The following is an 18,337-nucleotide window of genomic DNA, read 5'->3' on the forward strand; positions in this document are numbered from 1 at the left end:
CCCCGGGAGCCGTCCGCCCCGGGAGCCGTCCGCCCCGGTTCCCGGGCGTCCCGCAGGGGCCACAGGTGCCGCAGGTGCCACAGGTGCCACAGGTCCGCTGAGCGGGCCTCCCGCGGCCCGCACGGCGCCCGCCACACCGGTCACAACCCGTTTGCCGGTGCCCGCGGCGGCCCACTAGGAATACAGATCATGGACCTGACCCGTATTCCTGCCGAGCCCGACCCCGCCACAGCCCACGCCGCCGTCGCCGAGGTGTTCGGCGGCATCGGCAGCCGTTCGCTCGCGCTGCCGGAGGGCGCGGACCCGGCCCCGGTGCTGCCGGAGACGGGCGGGGTCCCCGGCGCCTGGGTCACGGCGGAGGGGGTGCGGGCCTCCGCCGAAGCGGGTGTCGTGCTGTACGTGCACGGCGGCGGGTTCGGAAGCCGCATGCCGGAGCTGATCAGCCTCATGGCGCACCGCCTGTCCCGGGCCACCTCGCGCCCGGTGTTCGCCGTGCACTACCGGCTGGCCCCGGCCCATCCGTACCCGGAGCCGCTGGACGACGTCGTCGCCGTGTACGGCGCCCTGCTCGGCCAGGGTGTGCCGGCGGAGCGGATCGCCGTGGTCGGCGAGTCCTCCGGCGGAGCGCTCACGCTGTCGGCCCTGCTCCGGTTCAAGGAGTCCGGCACCGCTCTCCCGGCCACCGTCGTCACCCTGTCCCCGGTCACCGACCTCACGGTCTCCGGCCCGTCCGTGGACTCCGAGGCCACGAACGACCCCGGCGTGGACCGGGCCGTGCTCACCCATCTGATCGGCCAGTACCTCGGCGGCGCCCGCCCCGACCGGGCCCCGCAGTCCCCCGTCCACGGTGCGCTGGACGGGCTGCCGCCGCTGCTGATGGTTGCGGGCGGGGCGGAGGCCCTGCTGGACGACACCCTGCGCTACGCGGAGGCGGCGTCGGCGGCCGGAACGAAGGTCGCGGTCGAGGTGTACGAGGGGATGCCGCACGCGTTCCACATCACGGCGCTGGACGACGACAACCCGACGGGCCGGACGGTGCTGCGCCGCACCGCCGACTGGATCGCCGCCCACTGACGGTGGCCCGGTCCCCGGAGAATCCGGGGCTGTCCCCGACACTGCCCCGCGCCCGGCCCCCGCGGGCCCGCCGCGCGAGGGGGCGACCCGGCCCAGAACCGCGGCGAGGGCCCGGCCGGCGCCCGATCCGGCCATCCGGCACGGGCGGGACACCAGCCGCTGGAGCCGGTCGTCCGGCCCGTCCGGGACACCAGGCGCTGAAGCCGGTCGTCCGGCCCGTCCGGGACACCAACCGCTGAAGCCGGTCGTCCGGCCCGTCCGGGACACCAACCGCTGAAGCCGGTCGTCCGGCCCGTCCGGGACACCAACCGCTGAAGCCGGTCGTCCGGCCCGTCCGGGACACCAACCGCTGAAGCCGGTCGTCCGGCCCGTCCGGGCACCGGGAAAACCGGGAGCGTCCGCGCGGTCCCGCGTGGGAAGATCCTTCCCGCATGTACCGGTGTGCGGCTCCGCGCGCCGGTGTACGGCTCGGCGCGTGCCGGTGAACGACCGTGGAGGGGGACGATGTTCGCGGTATCCCTGGGGGACGACGGCGCGGAGCTGTGTCCGCTCGAACCGTGGCAGGCGGAGGAGTTCCTGGCCCACATGGACCGGGGCCGGGAGCACATCGGGCGGTACGTCCCGCTGCCGGACGTGGTCGCCGACCTGGAGTCGAGCCGCGCGTTCCTCCAGTCGTACGCCGACAAGGCCGCCGCCGACGCCGGGCGGATCTACGGCATCCGGAGGGACGGCACGCTGGTCGGCGGGGTGCTCTTCCGCACCATGGACATCGGTCAGGGCACCGCCGAGGCGGGCTGCTGGCTGGAGCCGTCGGCGGTGGGCAGGGGCCTGGTGACGCGGGCGGCGCGCCTGATCATCGACTGGGCGGTCGAGGAGCGCGGCATCCACCGTGTGGAGTGGCGGGTCGCGTCGGCGAACGAGGCGAGTATCGCGGTGGCCCGGCGGCTCGGGATGACGCGCGAGGGCGTGCTGCGCGGCGAGTACGTGCACCGCGGGCAGCGGCTCGACGCGGAGGTCTGGGCGGTCCTCGCGCCGGAGTGGCGGCAGGCCCGGCAGGTTCGCTGACGCCCGCGACCGGCGACAGCACACCCCTTCCCGACCCGCCCGTTCGCCCGCCCGCGAAAGGATCACCTCGATGACCTCACCACACGCCCACCCCGAACCCGACACCGAATCCGTCCCGGGCCCCGGCCCCGACGCCGACGCCCATGACGGCTCGGCGTCGATCCGCGAGCGGATGCGCACCGGCAGGCTCTACACCGACCACGGCGAGGGCCTGGACGAGGAGCGGCAGCGCTGTCAGGAACTGCTGTACGACTACAACCGCTCGCGCCCGGGCGACGCGGAGGGCCGCCGCGCGCTGCTGGCCGAGCTGCTCGGCTCGGTGGGCGAGAATGCCTGGATCGAACCGCCGCTGCGCTGTGCGTACGGGTCGAACATCCACATCGGCGCCGACTTCTACGCCAACTTCAACCTGGTGGTCGTCGACGACATCGACGTCCACATCGGCGACCGGGTGATGATGGCCCCCAATGTGACGATCACCCCGACGGGCCACCCGGTGCACCCCGAACTGCGCCTCGGCGGACGGCAGTTCTCGCTGCCGGTGCGGATCGGGAACGACGTGTGGATCGGCTCGAACGTCGTCGTGCTGCCGGGCGTCACGATCGGCGACGGGTCGGTCGTCGGCGCGGGCAGCGTGGTGACGAAGGACGTACCGGAGAACGTCATCGCGGTCGGCAATCCATGCCGGGTGCTGCGGCCGATCACCGACCGCGACCGCGAGTTCTACTTCCGGGACCGCAAGGTCGACTGACCGCAAGGTCGACTGACCGGACGGCCGGCGGACCGGACGGCCGGCGGAGCGGGCAATCCGGCCACGGTCGCGACGGCGGTCGGCGGTCGGCGGTCGGCGGTCGGCGGTCGGCGGTCGGCGGTCGGCGGTCGGCGGTCGGCGGTCGGCGGTCGGCGGTCGGCGGTCGGCGGTCGGCGGTGAACGCCGGAGGGCAGGACACCGGTACGGCCGGTCCGGCTGACGGGCCGGCCGCGTCCGGGAACACCCTGCGCGTCGGGCGACTTGACATCCGTACGGCCTCGGACGGCCTCGGACGGCCTCGTACGCACCCGGCCGGACCCGGCCCGGAGCGGACCACCTGACCGACCCGACCCGAACCGACCAGACCCGACCCGAACCGTACGGGACCGGGATCGAACCCGGACCCGGCCCCGGACCCGAGGAGGACGCATGGCAAGTACCGGACCGCGCAGGGGCGGTGGGCTCGACCGGCTGCTCTCGCTGGGCACCCTGCCCGTCGCGGCGACCGCCCTGACCGCGACCACCGCGCTCTACATGACCCTGGTCGCCTTCGGGAACATCACGGACTTCGGCACCAACCAGCAGTTCGTCCAGCACGTCCTGGCGATGGACACCACGTTCGAGGACCCGGACCTGATGTGGCGGGCCATCGAGTCCCCGGCCCTGCAGAACACCGCCTACGTCGCCATCATCGTCTGGGAGACGCTGACCGCGCTCGTACTCCTCCTCGCGACCTGGCTGTGGACGACGGGCCTGCGCCGCGGCAGCCACGACCGGGCGCGCCGGGCGAGCACGCTGGGCCTGGTGATGACGCTGCTGCTGTTCGGGCTGGGCTTCATCGGCATCGGCGGGGAGTGGTTCGCGATGTGGCAGTCGTCGGACTGGAACGGCCTGGACGCGGCCGCCCGCAACCTCGTACTCGCCGCCTTCACACTCGTCGTGATCCACCTGCCGTCCCTCCGCAGGGGAGACGGCTGACACGGGGCACCCGCCCCGCCGCCTTCCCCGTCCCGGTACCGGTGCCCGCCGCACGGCACCGGTGCCCGGCACGGACCGCTCACAGATGCGAGCCGAAGGCGTCACCGCTTCCCGACTCCTCCCGCCGTTCGGTGTACTCGCGCAGCTTCGCCCGGATCCGCTGGAGCGTCATCTCCACCTCTTCCCCGTTGCCGAAGCCGCTGGTGCCGAGCTGGTCCTCGAAGTGGAGGCCGACGAGCGTGCTGATGTGGTCGGAGGCGACGCGGAGCCGGAAGAACTGCTGCGTGGTCCAGTGCAGCACGGGCGCGGCCGGGAACCCGCCGGGTCCCGTGCCCGGCGCGGGCTGTCCCTGCCCGTTGTGTTCCGGGGGCTTGGGCATGGTGCGCCGGTCGCTGGCCGTGGCGAGCGACACCACGTCGCGGTAGGCGAACTCCTTGGTCTCGTCCTGGACGGTGAAGCCGGTCTCCATCTCCAGCAGACCCCGGTACATGCACAGGTGCCACTTGGTGAGGAAGAAGACGAAGATGTCGTAGTGGGTGGCGCGCAGGATGCCGTCGCGCCCGATCGCCATGCGGAAACCGGCCGGCGGGACGGGCGGCAACCCGAAGACGACGAGCGGCCCCGATCCCTCGTCGCCCTGCTCGGCCGCGGCTTCGTCCGCCCGGACCAGATTGAGGCGCGCGCGGCCGGTGCCGACGACGCTCTCCCGGCCCTCGACGTAGAGGAGCTGGTCCATCCAGCTGTCCGCCGGCTTGGGTTCGGCCCAGGCCCTGGCCTGCCGGTACCGCTTCAGCCGGGTGAGATGGGTGTGCGCGCCCTTCGCCCCGGCCACGATCCCGACGACGAGGAACCCTCCGGCTGCTCTGTCGGTCACCAGCGCGTACAAGAGGCACACCAGGCCCAGGGACCACACGATCACGGGTCCCCTGAGCCGGGGAGGCGGAGGTGTCGGGGTGAAGTAGCGGCGCACGTCGGCCGCGCGGGGGCTCAGTCCCGCGTACGGGTCGTTGGTCACGGTCGTCTCCTGCGATCCAGTCGTTGCCAGGTGGGCGACTCGGGCGTGGGGACCAGGTCGCAGATCTCGTCGGCGTGCCGGGGTGCGGTGTGGTCGGCGGACGGGCTCAGTTCGCCGGCGCGGGGCGGCCGGTCGCCCAGGCCGCGGCCGATGAAGCCGTCCTCCTTGAAGACGGCCCAGAGCGCGCGAAGGTGGGGTGTCGCGGCACCGGCTTCGTAGCTCTCCCGGAACCGCCGGTCGAGTCTGGGGAGTACGTCCACTACCGCTGTCTCCCGGGGGCGCCGCCCGCCGAAGGCGGTGAGCGCGGCGTAGTAGGCGATGTCGGAGTGCTCGGGTCCGAGGCTCAGCAGTGCGGCGAGCGAGGCGCGCGCCGTGGCGAAGTCCGGGGCGCGCCCGCCGCCGGGGCCACGCCGGTTGAGGGCCGCAGCGACGCGGGCGAGTGCCGGCGGAGGCCGCGTTCCGCCGCGGACCCGCTCGGCGACGTCCGGCGGGAGGCGGTCGCGGAGGGCCTGCGCCGGGATGCCGTAGGAGATGGCCTGACCCGGCTTGGCGTGGGTGGTCATCGCGACGACAAGTCCGGTCCGGTCGTCGACGACGGGGCCACCGCTGAAACCCTGCTGCACCGGTGTGCTGTGCGGTTCGGCCGAGGTGTACTGCAGCAACCCGCCGTCGAACCCGGCACCTTCCGCGACGACCCGGGTCCAGACGCCGGGACCGGTCGCCTCGTCCGCACGGCCGCCCCCTGCCGGTGCGCCGAAGCCCCGCGGGAAACCGAAGGCGAGCAGCGGTGTGGCGGTGGATGGCGGCGGGCCCGTCGCCAGTACGGCGGGCACCGCGTCGGGTAATCGGTGCGGCAGGGAGAGCACGGCGATGTCGCGGCTCATGTCGCCGGACCAGCCGGCCACGGGCACGGCGGCGGCCCGCGCGCCGCGTGTGCCGTGCGGGCCGCCGGCGGCGAGGTCGATCAGGACCTCGGCCGGGCTGTCTTCCTCGGCTATCACATGCGCGCAGGTCAGCGCCGTATCGGGCAGGATCAGAAACCCGGTGCCGAGCACGGCCCCGTCGGCGGAGCGGCGGACTCTCAGCCGCCAGGGCGCCGCCGGGCCGGGGAAGTCGCTCATGCGCGCGGTGCGGCCGGTGCGGCCGGTGTGCCGGGGGACGCGGACGCGCCCGGCGGTGCGGCCGCGTCCGCTGCTGCCGGTGGCGCGCCGGGGGAACGGTGCCAGGTCATTTCCACCGCGAGATTGCCCTCCACCGCGGTTTTCGCGATGACCGCTCCCGCCTCCGCGGTGAATTTCACCCCGAAGGACACCGTGATGTCGTCCGGGCCGAGCCGGTCCCGCAGTTGCGTCAGCGCCTCGCCGACCGCGTCGCGCACGGTGGCGAGACGCTCGGTGAAGTGGGTCGCCGAGTCCACGACCCCGTCCGCCCCGCGGCGCACCGGTGTGAGCCCGTCCGCGGGTTCACCCGTCTCCACGACGACGCCGCGGTCTCCCGCGAGTTCGAATCTGACCAGCTCTGTCATGCCGCCCTGCCCCCCGATCACACGGCCGGTCACCGGGCACAAGGGCGGGCCCGGGGCCCGGTGTGCCGTGACGGTGACCGCTGGATGTCCTCGGAGCGGGACGTGGCGGCGCACGGTGCGCCCCTCCCCGGGCGCCGTGGGCTCTGTCCGCTCCGTAATCGACTGGTACGGGAGTGTAGCGACGCGGCCCGGGCCCCGCGCCGGGTTCGCGTGCTTTTCCCCGTAGGGGTGGGTGCGGGAGGCGCCGGTACGGGAGGGCCGCGCCGTCCCCGGGACGGGGCGGGTCGGCGCGGAGGTGGCGGCTCAGTCCCGGCCGGTGGCCTCGCCGAGGACTTCACGCAGCTCGTCGGTGTGCTGTTCGACCAGCTCGGGGCGGCCGTGGTACTGCGCCGGAGTGTTGTGGAACAGCACCACCCGCCACACCCCGTTCCGGCTCTCGGCGACGAGCGACTGGACGGCGTTCGCGGCGGGGTTCGGCTCGGACCCGCCCGGCGGCACCATGCCCGCGACGGCCCGCAGCAGAACCGCTCCTCCGGCCAGCGACCGCACCTCGCGCACCTTCCACACGTACGACGCCGTGGGATGGTCCGCGAAGACCGGCGTCAGATGCTCCTCGACCTCCGAGCCGCGCACCTGGCTGCCGTCGAACCCGACCAGCGCGCCGTCCGGGGCGAACAGCGCCGCGTACGCGCGGGCGTCGCGCCGGTTCCAGGCCGCGAGCAGATCCTCGAACAGCGCCCGTACCGCCGTCTCCGGTTGCCGCGTGTGCTCACTCTCCTCGGACATGCGGCCATCATGGCATCGGCCGGTGCCGTCCCGCCCGGTGCCGTCTCACCCGGTGCCGTCTGCACGGGTCGGAGCCCCGCTCCCGCCGCCCGGCCGGCGGCCCGCGGCCTCGGCGCACGGGCCTCGGCGCACGGGCCTCGGCGCACGGCCGGTCCGGCGCGCCCGGCCGGCCGCCGGCCCACAATGGACGCGTGTCCGCCGTACTCCCGTCCTCCGCCGCCGTCTCGGCCCGCATGAGCCGCCAGGCCAGCCGGGACACCACTCCCGAGGTGGCCGTACGCCGTCTGCTGTACGCGGCCGGGTACCGCTACCGTCTGCACCGGAAGGTCCCGGGTCACCCGCGCCGCACGATCGACATCGCGTTCCCCGGGCCTCGGGTGGCCGTCTTCCTGGACGGCTGCTTCTGGCACGGCTGCCCGCAGCACGCCACCCACCCCAAGGCCAATGCCGACTGGTGGCGCCGGAAGCTGGACGGGAACATCGCCCGCGACCGGGAGACGAACCGGTGCCTGGCCGAGGCGGGCTGGACGGTGCTGCGCTTCTGGGAGCACGAGGACCCGGCGGCCGTGGCGGACCGGGTGGCGGCCGCGGTGATCACGGCCCGGCACCCGGCCCGTGCCGGTGGCGCCGCGGACGGCGCCGCACCCGGGGGCGCGGGGGCGACGCCGGGCGGCGTACAGGCGGCGAGGGGCGGCGTACAGGCGACGCCGGATGGCGCGTAGGCGCCGCCGCAGGGCCGTCGCGCGGGGTTCAGCCCGCGAGTGCGGCCGGCGTCGCGTCGAGGTCGGCGTCCTGCGACCGGTTGTGCGGCAGCTTGGCGAGGACCCGGGCCATGCCGCAGGTGTCGGTGAGCGCGGAGAAGACCAGACCGCCGGCGATCCCCGCGGACAGCAGCCGGGCGGCGGGCCACCGGCGTCCGGCGGCGAGCCCGACGAGCACGACGGAACCGGCGGTGAGGCGCACCTGGCGTTCCATGGCCCAGACGGTACGGCCGCCCCCGGACCGGTGGACGTCGTGGCCCTGCTCGCTCCAGGCGGCGGTGCCGCCGCTGAGGGTGGCGGCGGTTATGCCGTGCTCGGCGAGGCTCACGCAGGCCCGGGCGGAGCGGGCGCCGGAGGCGCACACGACGAGGAGGTCACCGCGTTCGGCGGCGGTCCGAAGGGCGGGGAGGGCCGCGTCGAGCCGGTCGAGGGGGACGTTGTGGGCACCGGGCACGTGGCCGGAGGCGTACTCGCCGGGGGTGCGGACGTCGATGACGGTCAGCTCGTGGAGCCGGGCGTGCGCCTGCTGGACGTCGAGGGCGGGGGTCGTGGTGGTGCTCATGCGGAAGGTGCCTTTCCGTACGGGGTGCCGGCCTCCGCAACGCTACCGCCTGCGATTTTCATTCCCCGGACTGTCATGCGCCCTTCACAACCACCACTCATCCGGCTCGCGGGAGAGGCCCCTCCGGCACCGTGACCGCGGGGATCGCGATGGCGCCGCCGGTCATCGCGAGGACGCCCCTTCGTGCACGAGTGCGGCCGGTGCCGGGCAATGGTCCGCCGCCCGGGACCGGCAGCGACCGGCCCGGTGCTGTACTGGCCTGCACACCCCACTCCCTGGAGCACAACGATGTCCGTCTCACGCTTCCGGTCCCGCTGGTGGCCGGCCGTCCTCGTGGCCGCCGTCGCGGCGGCCGCGGCCCCGTTCGCCGTCGATTTCACGGCGGGAGCGGCGCCCACCGCGGTGACGCTGCCGCCCGCGGGGGCGCCGTTCGACTATCAGATCAATGGCGGCTACACCCCGGCCGACGGGGTACGGGTCGTCACCCGCGACCGTGAGGACGTTCCGGCGGAGGTTCCGTACAACATCTGCTACGTCAACGCGTACCAGATCCAGCCCGAGGAGATCGGGGAGTGGGACGAGGACCTGCTGCTCCAGGACGCCGACGGCGAGGTCATCATCGACGAGGAGTGGGACGAGGCCCTCCTCGACATCAGCACCGAGGAGAAGCGGAAGGCCATCGCGGAGAAGGTGAACGGGTGGATCGACGGCTGCGCGGACACCGAGGAGAACGGCTTCCGCTTCCAGGCCGTCGAGCCCGACAACTTCGACAGCCATCTCCGCTCGGGCGGGCAGTTCGGTGAGGAGGAGGCCATCGCCTTCGCCCGGCTGATCACCGACCACGCGCACGAAGCGGGCCTGGCCGTCGGGCAGAAGAACGGCGCCGAACTGTCCGCCGAGCGCGACCGCACCGGGTTCGACTTCGCCATCGCCGAGCAGTGCGGGCAGTACACCGAGTGCGGGGAGTACACCGAGGTGTACGGCGACAACGTGATCGTGATCGAGTACAGCGCCGACGGCCTGGAGTCGGCCTGTGACGGCTTCGGCGACCGGCTGAGCATCGTGCAGCGTGACAAGTTCGTCGTCACCGACACCACGGACGGATACGTCCGCAAGACCTGCACGGACGTCACCTGAGCCCCGCGTGCAACGGGCCGCGGGCCACCGAGGAGCCCGCGGGCGGCAGCGCGACAGCGCGCCTCGGCACAACCCGGTGACAACCGCCGGAGGGCGGGCCTCCGCACAGCTCACCGACAGCCGCCGGACGGCAGTGGCCACCGGCCGGCAGTGGCCACCGGCCGGCGGCGGCCACCGGCCGGCGGCGGCCGGACGGCGACGGCCGGACGGCGACGGCCTCCGCGTCACCACCAGCAGCAGCCCGACGACGGTGACCACCGCGTCACCACCAACAGCAGCCCGACGGCGATGACCACCGCGTCACCACCAACAGCAGCCCGACGGCGATGACCACCGCGTCACCACCAACAGCAGCCCGACGGCGATGACCACCGCGTCACCACCAACAGCAGCCCGACGGCGATGACCACCGCGTAACCCAACAGCAGCCCGACTGCGGGCCCGTGGGCGGCCCGTCGAGCCGCCCGACGCGGCGGGCGTCCGACGGGGCGGGCCTACGGCGGGACGGGCGTCCGGGCGGGGCGGGCGTCCGGGCGGGGCGGGCCTACGGCGGCCGGAGACAGCACCACGACAGCGCCACCGGCCGCCGGGGAACGGGCCCGCGGTGCGGTCAGGCGGACCCGTCCCCCGGCCGGACGACGGCCAGACCGGCCCGTTCCGCGGCGTCGACCCCGTCGTCCACGGCGACGACGGACCGGTCGGCGGCGTCCAGCAGGGAGGCCGCGATCGCGGAGCGCAGACAGCCCGCGCAGTGCACCCACACCTGCCCGGGCGGCACCTCGCCGATGCGGTCGTGCAGTTCGTGGACCGGGATGTGCACGGAGCCGTCGATCCGGCCCGCGGCGCGCTCGGAGTCGCGGCGTACGTCCAGCAGGACCACCCCGGCGTCCGCCGGGCCGCCCCCGTGGGCAGCCCCGTCCTCCGGGGGCGGGCCGAGTTCGGCGAAGGCGGCGCGGGGAAAGGAGCGCGGCAGCTCGCCGTCGCGCAGCCAGGAGCGCGGGGAGCCGGTGGCCGCGGAGGCGGGCCGGTCGATGCCGACACGCACCAGCTCGCGCTGCGCGGCGGCCAGTTGCCCAGCGCTCTCGGCGAGCAGGGTGACGGGCTTGCCCCGGGGGACGAGCCAGGCGAGGTAGGTGGCGAGCTTGCCGTCGGCCTCGAAGTTGAACGACCCGGCGACGTGCCCCTCGGCGTAGGCGACACGGTCGCGCAGGTCCACCACCCACTCCCCCTCGGCCAGCCGCCGGGCGATCTCGCCCGCGTCGGCGTGCCGGGGCGGGGTGAGGTCGACGGGGGCGGCACCGGCGGCGTTGACGGGGCCGAGGTGGGCGTAGTGGGCCGGGATGTCGTCGAGCCCCGCGATCAGGTCCGCGACGAAGGTGTCGGCGTCCTTGACCAGGGCGTCGTTGCTCGCGCGTTCCTCGCCCACGGTGGTGGAGTCGCGGTCGACCTGCGCGGAGGAGCAGAAACTGCCGAAGCCGTGCGTGGGATGGACGGACACGTCGTCGCCGAGGGCGCCGGCGAGCCGGTGGGCCGAGGCGTGCTGGGCGCGGGCGAGCCCTTCGGTGAGCCGGGGCGCGACGAGGTCGGGGCGGCCGACGGTCCCGATGAGCAGCGAACCGCCGGTGAAGGCCGCGACCGCGCGGCCGTCCTCTTCCAGGACGTACGAGGTGTGGTGCGGGGTGTGCCCGGGGGTGGCGAGGGCGCGCAGCAGGAGCCGTTCGTCGACGGGCACGGTGTCGTCGTCGGCGACGGCATCCCGGGGGAACGACACCTCGGCGCCGTCCGGCAGGAGGTGGCGGGCCCCGGTGACACGGGCCAGTTCCGGACCGCCGCTGACGTAGTCGTTGTGCACGTGTGTCTCGACAACCCGGGCGATCCGCACCCCGCGCCGGGCGGCGACGGCGAGGACCCGGTCGATGTCGCGCTGCGGGTCGACCACGACGGCGGACTCGGGGCCCCCGGCCAGATAGCTGCGATTGCCGATCCCCTCGGACTCCACGGTGTCGACGAAGAACACGGCCGCGACTCCTTCCGCTGCGCTGGTGGGCGGGCTCGCACACCGGGTTCCCGGAGGGGTGCCCGTACACCGGGTGACCGGGCGGGGTGCCCGTACACCGGGTGCCCGTACACCGGGTGCCCGTACACCGGGTGCCCGTACACCGGGTGCCCGGACGGTCAGCCGCCCGGCCGCGCGGCCGCCCGCGTCCGGACGGCGGGTGCCGGCCCGGCGGGTGCGGGACCGGGGGTGCCCGGTGGCAGGTACTCGTCCACGGGGTTCCCGGTCGGCGGGTGCTCATACACCGCGTGCCCGGACGGCGGGGCGGGCCCGGCGTCCACGGCACACCGATGACGGCGGCTGGGGCGGCGGCTGTGCCCGCCGCCACGCCGGAGCCCTGCCCCGGAGCACCCGCCCGACCGGCGCGGCTCCCGCGCGCTCCGTCAGGGTGCCGCTTCCGTGACCGGCGAGCGGAAGGTGTCCGGCCGAGCGCGCACTGTATCCACCGATCGAGCCTTACGAGACGGGGAGGCCCGGCGTCGGAGACGGCACCGCGTCCCATGGGAGGTGTCCGGCACTGGTCGCCGCCCGCTTCTCACGGGATCACCGGCGGACTGGCCGGGCCCACCGGGACTGCCGGTGCGCCCGCCCGCTTCCGGCCCGCTTCCCGTCCGCTTCCCGTCCGCTTCCGGCCCGGTTCCAGTCCGGTTGCGGCCCGCTTCCGGCCCGGTTCCAGTCCCCTCCCGGTCCGCTTCCGGCCCGGCAGCGGCATCGTGCCGGGGACCGGCGGCACGGCCGTGGGCGGCCCGCTCCCCGGGAGGCGTTGCTAGAGGAGATCCGAGAGGGCGGCGGCCAGGGCCTCGCCGGTGTGCTGGACGGCGGTGCCCGCGACGAGCGCCGGGAGGGAGCGGGCCGCCACGCGCAGGGCGGAGGCGTTGCCCGCGGGGTCCGCGAGGGAGTCGTCCACGAGAGCTGCGTGCTCTCGCAGGATCTGCGGATCGTTCAGGTGCGCGGCATGGTGTTCGACGTCGGCACGGAAGGCGGCGAGCAGTGCCACCACGGCATCGGGGGAGTTCGCGCCCTGGCCGGTGCCGGTCTGGTTGACATGGGAGAGGCGGCGGCCGACAGCGTTCTGGACGGTGCCGCTGTTGGCCCCGCCGATGCTGATGCCGGTGCCGGGGTTCGTTCCGCGCTCCGGTCCGGGGGCCGGTTCGTGACCGCGTTCCGGTTCGGGGGCCTGGCGTGAGGGGTTCGACCGCATCGTTACCGTCTCCTGGTTCTCGACAGATTGGCCGGTACGGATGACGTGCCCGCCGGTGATGCTCTGGATCGGCGCGTTGTTGTCCCCGAAGACCTGGATGTTGTTGATCACGGTCTGGGCCTCGTCGCTGAATGTCTCCGCCAGGACCCCGTGTTCCTCGAGGAAGCTCTCCGTGGCGCGAAGGACACACCACCGCATCAGCACCACGTACTGGTCGGCGTCGTCCCTCTGGTGCAGATCCGTCACTTCCGGCAGGGCGAAGCGCTCCCGCAAGCTCACCGGCTCGGCCTCGGGCTGCGGAACGGCCGAACCTCTGAACCCCGCCTTCCGCATCCTCGTCCACACGTCGTACCCCAGGACGGCCGCACCCCGGATCCCGGTCACGGCGCTCAATCCGGTCTGCCCGGCCGGTACGAGCGCCGGGTGAAGCGGCGCCATGACCTGGGGCCGCAGGACGAGCCGCAGCTGACCGCCCTGAAAGGCGGTGTGGACGAAGAGGCTGACCACGAGCTGCCCGTGCCGGCTGACGCACTGGGCCAGCAGGTGTTCCCGTTCGCCGGAGGAGCGGGCGCCGCCCGGAGGCTCGGCGGCCGGGGCACCTGCCCGAACGCGCTCCAGCCACGAATCGGCGGGCATCGCGACCACCCGTGCCACGGAAATCCCGGGGAGCGAGCCGGTGCCGTGGCCGCCCTCGCCGCCGAGCGCGGAGAGTTCGCCGCCGATGTGCTCCAGCAGCGCCGCCTCACCCGGCGGGCGGGGCCGTTGTCCCGGCTGTTCCGAGCGCAGAGCCAGCCGGATGTCGACGGCATCGCGCACATCCCGGCCCGCCCCGACGAACCGCCCCTTGTCGTCGTACGGCAGCCCCGCGTCGGGCCGGTTGGTGATCGCGGTGATACGGCGTGCGGCGAACGGCCCGATCAGGGGCAGCCCGTTCCCGGGGTCCGCGCTTCGCCGGAGCGCGGATCCGGCGGCCAGCGCCACGGCATGGTCCAGGGCGTACACCACGGCCAGCGCGACGTACACGATCGGTGGCAGGACCAGCAGTTGCAACCGCGGTTCCGCCGACAGGTCCGCCAACAGCGCGAACACCCACGGTGCCGCGAGGGCCGCCGCGATCCAGCCGCCCCCGGACGGCCCGAGCACCCACGCCAGGGCCACCGCGGAGCCCCACACCAGGGCGCCGTACGGCAGCCACACGACGATCACAGCGAGGACGATCAGCACGACGAGGCGGCGTACCAGCCTGATGCGGTGCGCCCGCAGGCTGTGCGCGACCACCGGCCCGAGGTCGAAGCCGTAGGAGGGGAGGTGTCCTGCGGTTCCGTGCAGCACACGGTTCACCACCCAGCGGGCGGCGGCTTCGCCCAACGGCGGGCAACTGTTCCCGGGAGCGGCGGCCTTGGCGCGGGTGGCCGTCGGAGGGCGGGCGTAAACGGCGGCGCACAACCGCCGGGTCGCGTCCTCCGCGTGTGCTGCACGCTCCGCCGGGTCCTCGACGGCATCAGCACGCAAGCCTGACAACCGCCGCATGATCGCCCCCGCCCTCGTCGGCTTCCGAAGGCATCTTCACCCAACGGAGCGGAGCGCACCAGAGCGCCCTGGTCGGCGTGAGTGGCGGCTTGGGGCGGCGGGGTGCGGCGGGGTGCGGCTTGGTCCGGCTGGGTTCGGCCCGAGCGTCTCAGGACTCGGCTCGCTGTGCGGGGCTGGGCCTTGGCCGTGCAGTTCCGGCCTGCCGGTGCCGGTGCGGCTTCACCGTGCAGTTCCGGCCCGCCAGTGCCGGTCAGGCTTTGCCGTGCAGGTCGGTCCAGCTGTGCAGACGGACCGGGCCGCCGCGATGCAACCGCCACCGCCGTGCCACCGTGCCGAGGTCCCCCTACAACTTCCCCCAGTGCGCGTGGGACCCGAAGAGACCGGCACCGCCCAGGAGCAGCAGAGCCGCCCCCGCGGAGAAGCTGTAGGAGGCGACCGGCCATGCGGCGCGCTGAGCCGGCGTTTCGGGCTGCACCCCGTAGCCGTGCTCACGGCCGATCTCCTCGATCAGCCGTTCGACAGCACGCCGGTCCGCCTCGCTCAGGCCACCGCCCTCGGCGGCGAGGGAGCGCGACAACTCCACGATCCGGCCGATCTCGGGGGCGGAGAACGCGCCGACGGGCCGCACCCGGCCCGGACCGGTGCCGTCGTCGTACGGCAATCCGCCCGGCCTGCACCGCAACACCTCGCCCGAGTCCTCAGCGAGGAAGAGAACCGCGTCCTCGGACTCCGACGAGCCGTGGCATCCCGTACCGGGCGACGAGAACTCCATCCGGTACGGCGACTCGGGCGGCCTGGTCACAAGATGGACCACGAGCGCCACCGCCGCGACGAGAACCCCGGCCGCGCCGAGACAGCACAAGACGGTCATGTTTCTCCTGAAACGCCGCTCACCTGCCTCGATTTGCGGGACGGACTTGTCGGCTGAGCCCGGCACATATCCCCCAGAGACGTTCCGTCCGGGCAGCGGAAACGCCGCCCCCCACGCATCATCCGGCACCAGGGCCCGCAGGAGCCAGGGCACGACGTCCGGCCACGGCACCTCTGGTTCTCCGGGGCGGCCGACCGCCCTGGCCGCCCCGACCGGCGCGGCCGCGCGACCGGGCCGACGGACGCACGGCGGGCCGGCGCCGAGGCGGGCATCCCGAGGCGGGCGCCCCAAGACCGGTGTCCGAGACCGGTGTCCCGAGACCGGTGTCCCGAGACCGGTTGTGCGGCAGCCCGTCCCGCTGTCGGCTGCGTGTAATACGGTTCCCTTCACGATTCCCCCACAGTCGTCCCATCCGCACCCGCCCCCCACCCGGACAGAGCTAGGCAGTGCCCATGACCGACTGGAAGTTCGACGTCCCCACCACCGGCAGCAAGCACCTCCCGCCGGACGCGCGCTATGTGGAGGCGCTGAGCAGCCAGGGGTACGACTTCGAGACGGCCGTCACCGACCTCGTGGACAACTCCGTCGACGCCGGCGCCAAGGACGTCGTCATCCACTTCCTCCGCGACGGCGACCGGCTCGTGTCCCTCCTCGTGGTGGACGACGGCCGGGGCATGGACGAGGAGGCTCTCGACATCGCCATGACCGTCGGCGGCCGCAGGGACTACGACGACAAGGCCCTCGGCATGTTCGGCACGGGTCTCAAGTCCGCCTCCCTGTCGCACGCCGAGGCCGTGACCGTCGTGTCCACCACCAAGCGCACCCGCACCGTCGGCCGCCGCTGGCTGATGGAGCACGCGAGGGCCGGCTTCCAGTGCGACATCGTGGACGCCGACTACGCCCAGACGCTGATCGACCGCTACGCCCAGCGCCCCATCGTCTGGCAGGGGACCGTGGTCCGCTGGGACGGCGTCAAGGACTTCCCGCTGCACGGCGGGGGCGGCCAGACCGACCGCTATCTGCACCGGACGATCAACAAACTCGGCCTTCACCTCGGTCTGTACCTGCACCGTTTTCTCGCCCGGCCGGACTTCAACATCACGATCGCGGTCGAGGACGTGCGGACCGGCACCGTCTATCTGGACTTCGGCGTCGAGCCGCTGAACCCCTTCGGGTATCCGGTCACGGGCAGCGCCGACTATCCGCGTACCTTCACCGCACCCGTCGAGGGCCTCACCGACCTCCCCCTCACCGCGCACATCTGGCCCGCGAAGTCGAATGTCGACGAGTACAAGGCGGTCGGCTCCGTCATCGACCGCCAGGGCTTCTACTTCTACCGCAACGACCGGCTCGTCCAGGCAGGCGGCTGGAACAACTTCCGCCAGCCCGAGCAGCACCTCTCCCTGGCCCGGGTCGCCGTGGACCTGCCGGCGAAGCCGGGCGACGTCTTCCGGCTCACGGTGAAGAAGTCGGGGGTGGAGACCTCGCCCGGGTTCACCACCGCGCTGGAGCAGGCCACGGACGGCGACGGCAGACCGTTCACCGACTTCCTCGCCGCCGCCGACACCGTCTACCGCACCGCGCGCAAGCGCTCGGGCACCACCCGCAAGCCGGTGATCCCGCCGGGCAGGGGCATCGCCCCGGAGGTGCGGCAGACCATCGAGGAGGAGCTGCCGCTCCAGCCGTACGAGGACCCGGTCGCCGTCCGCTGGCAGAAGCTCGACAACGACCTCTTCTTCGAGCTGGACCGGGAGGACCGCACGATCATCCTCAACCAGCACTACCGGGCCGCGATCCTCGGCGGCAGGCGCGGCGGGCTCAACGACGCGCCCCTGCTGAAGTCCCTGATGTATCTGCTGCTGCACAAGGTGTTCGAGTCGGAGTACGCCGGCCCGCGCGAGAAGGACAACCTCCAGCTGTGGCAGTCGGTCCTGGTCTCCGCGGCCCGCAGCGAACTCGACCGGGTGGGTGACGATGACGACTGAACCGCCGATACCGCCGCAGCCCGCCCGCGGCGACGCGGACGGGCAGCCGTTCGTCTCGTGGCACCGCGTCGAGGAGTTCATCGGCTCCGGACGGAGTGTCCGCATCCCCCTGCACGCGCCCGGCACCCGTCGGGTCGAGTACGTGGTGCAGGGCGGCTCGGCGGAGTTGCAGCTGGAGCTCGCCGGGAAGCACCGGGCGCCGCGTTCCCCGCTGCCGGTGATAAGGATCGAGGAGATCGCGCACGACGGTCTGCGCATGGCCCGGCTCCGGCTGACCCGGGAGAGTCTGCTCCGCGACTTCCACGACCTGCTGAACGCGGTGACGGACCGCGTCGTGGTGCACGGCCGGACCGCGAACCAGGCGTTCACCGAGACCGTGCGGGCCTGGAGCGCCCTGCTCGAACGGCCCCGGACACCGAGCACGGAGAGACGCATCGGCCTGCTCGGCGAACTGATGGTGCTGACGTCCGTCGCCGCCGGGCACAGCTGGGGATACGCCGTCGAGGCGTGGAAGGGCCCCGAGGGCGAGGAGCACGACTTCGGGCTGGCCGCGTGTGACGCCGAGGTCAAGACCACCGCGTCCGAGCGGCGTCACCACACGGTCCAGGGCCTGCGTCAGCTCAGCGCGAGCCCCGGCCGGCCGCTGTGGCTGGTCTCCGTACAGCTGACGCGGGGCGGCGCCAACGGCCGGACGCTCGCGGACTGCGTCCACGCCGTACGGGAACGGCTCACCGACGAGGCGCCGGACCGGGCGGAGGGCTTCGACCGACGGCTGGCGGCGCTCGGCTGGTCCGCCGGGCAGCCGGACGACGAGCGGTGGTCGCTCCGTACGGAACCGCTGGTCTTCCCCGTGGACGAGGAATTCCCGCGGCTGCACGAGGGCATGTTCTCCGCGCTGCCGGAAGCGGCCCGTACGCACGTCGAGGACGTCACGTACCGGCTCGACCTGTCGGGTCTGGCACCGGGCACGGAGCCACCGGCCGCGCTGACCGCCCTCCGCCTGCCCTGAACCATCCACCACACCGCGCCGCCGCACCCGC

Annotated in this window: 16 protein-coding genes; 8 read left to right on the plus strand and 8 right to left on the minus strand. The window is 73.8% G+C overall.

Features of this window, described 5'->3' with window-relative positions; all coding sequences use genetic code 11:
• Positions 1 to 189 precede the first annotated feature (189 nt).
• The 4 genes from GCU69_RS27770 to GCU69_RS27785 all read left to right on the plus strand — a co-directional run bounded on the left by GCU69_RS27770 (position 190) and on the right by GCU69_RS27785 (position 3,868).
• Positions 190 to 1,074: an alpha/beta hydrolase gene (locus tag GCU69_RS27770; RefSeq protein WP_156207511.1), complete on the plus strand. Its 885-nt coding sequence runs from the start codon at positions 190 to 192 to the stop codon at positions 1,072 to 1,074.
• Positions 1,075 to 1,578: 504 nt separating this feature from the next.
• Complete coding sequence (locus tag GCU69_RS27775; protein ID WP_098755394.1) at positions 1,579 to 2,139, plus strand: GNAT family N-acetyltransferase; 561 nt, start codon at positions 1,579 to 1,581, stop codon at positions 2,137 to 2,139.
• 70 nt (positions 2,140 to 2,209) lie between these two features.
• Positions 2,210 to 2,890 carry a maltose acetyltransferase domain-containing protein gene (locus GCU69_RS34630; protein WP_156207512.1) on the plus strand — a complete coding sequence of 227 codons (681 nt, stop codon included), beginning with the start codon at positions 2,210 to 2,212 and terminating at the stop codon, positions 2,888 to 2,890.
• A 429-nt stretch (positions 2,891 to 3,319) separates the two neighbouring features.
• On the plus strand, positions 3,320 to 3,868 hold the full coding sequence (locus tag GCU69_RS27785) for a DUF2165 domain-containing protein (RefSeq protein WP_098755212.1): 549 nt from the start codon (positions 3,320 to 3,322) through the stop codon (positions 3,866 to 3,868).
• A 79-nt stretch (positions 3,869 to 3,947) separates the two neighbouring features.
• Here the strand turns inward: GCU69_RS27785 and GCU69_RS27790 are convergent, their stop codons facing one another.
• From GCU69_RS27790 to GCU69_RS27805, 4 genes are all read right to left on the minus strand, one after another.
• Positions 3,948 to 4,883, minus strand: a complete 936-nt coding sequence (locus tag GCU69_RS27790; protein ID WP_098755211.1) for a hypothetical protein — start codon at positions 4,881 to 4,883, stop codon at positions 3,948 to 3,950.
• Positions 4,880 to 6,004, minus strand: a complete 1,125-nt coding sequence (locus GCU69_RS27795; RefSeq protein ID WP_156207513.1) for a S1 family peptidase — start codon at positions 6,002 to 6,004, stop codon at positions 4,880 to 4,882. Before GCU69_RS27795 ends, GCU69_RS27790 begins: the two co-directional genes overlap by 4 nt.
• Entirely contained in the window at positions 6,001 to 6,408 is a 408-nt protein-coding gene (locus GCU69_RS27800) for a CU044_2847 family protein (protein WP_156207514.1), read from the minus strand. The genes GCU69_RS27795 and GCU69_RS27800 overlap by 4 nt, the downstream gene beginning before the upstream one ends.
• 303 nt (positions 6,409 to 6,711) lie before the next feature.
• The gene (locus tag GCU69_RS27805; RefSeq protein WP_156207515.1) at positions 6,712 to 7,194 is read right to left on the minus strand and encodes an SgcJ/EcaC family oxidoreductase; all 483 of its coding nucleotides are present in this window, start codon (positions 7,192 to 7,194) and stop codon (positions 6,712 to 6,714) included.
• A 233-nt stretch (positions 7,195 to 7,427) separates the two neighbouring features.
• Here GCU69_RS27805 and GCU69_RS27810 point away from each other — a divergent pair, with 233 nt between their 5' ends.
• Positions 7,428 to 7,916, plus strand: a complete 489-nt coding sequence (locus GCU69_RS27810; RefSeq protein WP_156207530.1) for a very short patch repair endonuclease — start codon at positions 7,428 to 7,430, stop codon at positions 7,914 to 7,916.
• Positions 7,917 to 7,944: 28 nt separating this feature from the next.
• On the opposite strand, the gene GCU69_RS27815 is transcribed toward GCU69_RS27810, so the two are convergent.
• Positions 7,945 to 8,517 (minus strand): rhodanese-like domain-containing protein, encoded by a 573-nt coding sequence (locus tag GCU69_RS27815; RefSeq protein ID WP_098755207.1) that lies wholly within the window; start codon positions 8,515 to 8,517, stop codon positions 7,945 to 7,947.
• 288 nt (positions 8,518 to 8,805) lie between these two features.
• On the opposite strand from GCU69_RS27815, the gene GCU69_RS27820 reads away from it, so the two are divergent.
• Complete coding sequence (locus GCU69_RS27820) at positions 8,806 to 9,654, plus strand: endo alpha-1,4 polygalactosaminidase (protein ID WP_156207516.1); 849 nt, start codon at positions 8,806 to 8,808, stop codon at positions 9,652 to 9,654.
• 610 nt (positions 9,655 to 10,264) lie between these two features.
• Here the strand turns inward: GCU69_RS27820 and GCU69_RS27825 are convergent.
• The 3 genes from GCU69_RS27825 to GCU69_RS27835 form a co-directional block, all read right to left on the minus strand.
• Positions 10,265 to 11,671, minus strand: a complete 1,407-nt coding sequence (locus GCU69_RS27825) for an MBL fold metallo-hydrolase (protein WP_156207517.1) — start codon at positions 11,669 to 11,671, stop codon at positions 10,265 to 10,267.
• 805 nt (positions 11,672 to 12,476) lie between these two features.
• Positions 12,477 to 14,243, minus strand: a complete 1,767-nt coding sequence (locus tag GCU69_RS34150; protein ID WP_235978742.1) for a hypothetical protein — start codon at positions 14,241 to 14,243, stop codon at positions 12,477 to 12,479.
• A 541-nt stretch (positions 14,244 to 14,784) separates the two neighbouring features.
• The gene (locus tag GCU69_RS27835; RefSeq protein WP_156207518.1) at positions 14,785 to 15,312 is read right to left on the minus strand and encodes a hypothetical protein; all 528 of its coding nucleotides are present in this window, start codon (positions 15,310 to 15,312) and stop codon (positions 14,785 to 14,787) included.
• A gap of 452 nt (positions 15,313 to 15,764) precedes the next feature.
• On the opposite strand from GCU69_RS27835, the gene GCU69_RS27840 reads away from it, so the two are divergent.
• Together GCU69_RS27840 and GCU69_RS27845 are read left to right on the plus strand one after the other, a co-directional pair.
• Complete coding sequence (locus GCU69_RS27840; protein WP_156207519.1) at positions 15,765 to 17,297, plus strand: ATP-binding protein; 1,533 nt, start codon at positions 15,765 to 15,767, stop codon at positions 17,295 to 17,297.
• Complete coding sequence (locus tag GCU69_RS27845) at positions 17,287 to 18,306, plus strand: PD-(D/E)XK motif protein (protein ID WP_156207520.1); 1,020 nt, start codon at positions 17,287 to 17,289, stop codon at positions 18,304 to 18,306. Before GCU69_RS27840 ends, GCU69_RS27845 begins: the two co-directional genes overlap by 11 nt.
• The last annotated feature ends 31 nt before the right edge of the window (positions 18,307 to 18,337 follow it).

The sequence above is a fragment of the Streptomyces lycii genome, assembly GCF_009735685.1.
Lineage (GTDB): Bacteria > Actinomycetota > Actinomycetes > Streptomycetales > Streptomycetaceae > Streptomyces > Streptomyces lycii.

Coding starts and splice junctions, on each gene's coding strand:
- GCU69_RS27770 (WP_156207511.1), top strand. CDS start 190: ATGGACCTGACCCGTATTCCTGCCGAGCCCGACCCCGCCACAGCCCAC.
- GCU69_RS27775 (WP_098755394.1), top strand. CDS start 1,579: ATGTTCGCGGTATCCCTGGGGGACGACGGCGCGGAGCTGTGTCCGCTC.
- GCU69_RS34630 (WP_156207512.1), top strand. CDS start 2,210: ATGACCTCACCACACGCCCACCCCGAACCCGACACCGAATCCGTCCCG.
- GCU69_RS27785 (WP_098755212.1), top strand. CDS start 3,320: ATGGCAAGTACCGGACCGCGCAGGGGCGGTGGGCTCGACCGGCTGCTC.
- GCU69_RS27795 (WP_156207513.1), bottom strand. CDS start 6,004: ATGAGCGACTTCCCCGGCCCGGCGGCGCCCTGGCGGCTGAGAGTCCGC.
- GCU69_RS27800 (WP_156207514.1), bottom strand. CDS start 6,408: ATGACAGAGCTGGTCAGATTCGAACTCGCGGGAGACCGCGGCGTCGTC.
- GCU69_RS27805 (WP_156207515.1), bottom strand. CDS start 7,194: ATGTCCGAGGAGAGTGAGCACACGCGGCAACCGGAGACGGCGGTACGG.
- GCU69_RS27810 (WP_156207530.1), top strand. CDS start 7,428: ATGAGCCGCCAGGCCAGCCGGGACACCACTCCCGAGGTGGCCGTACGC.
- GCU69_RS27815 (WP_098755207.1), bottom strand. CDS start 8,517: ATGAGCACCACCACGACCCCCGCCCTCGACGTCCAGCAGGCGCACGCC.
- GCU69_RS27820 (WP_156207516.1), top strand. CDS start 8,806: ATGTCCGTCTCACGCTTCCGGTCCCGCTGGTGGCCGGCCGTCCTCGTG.
- GCU69_RS27835 (WP_156207518.1), bottom strand. CDS start 15,312: ATGACCGTCTTGTGCTGTCTCGGCGCGGCCGGGGTTCTCGTCGCGGCG.
- GCU69_RS27840 (WP_156207519.1), top strand. CDS start 15,765: ATGACCGACTGGAAGTTCGACGTCCCCACCACCGGCAGCAAGCACCTC.
- GCU69_RS27845 (WP_156207520.1), top strand. CDS start 17,287: ATGACGACTGAACCGCCGATACCGCCGCAGCCCGCCCGCGGCGACGCG.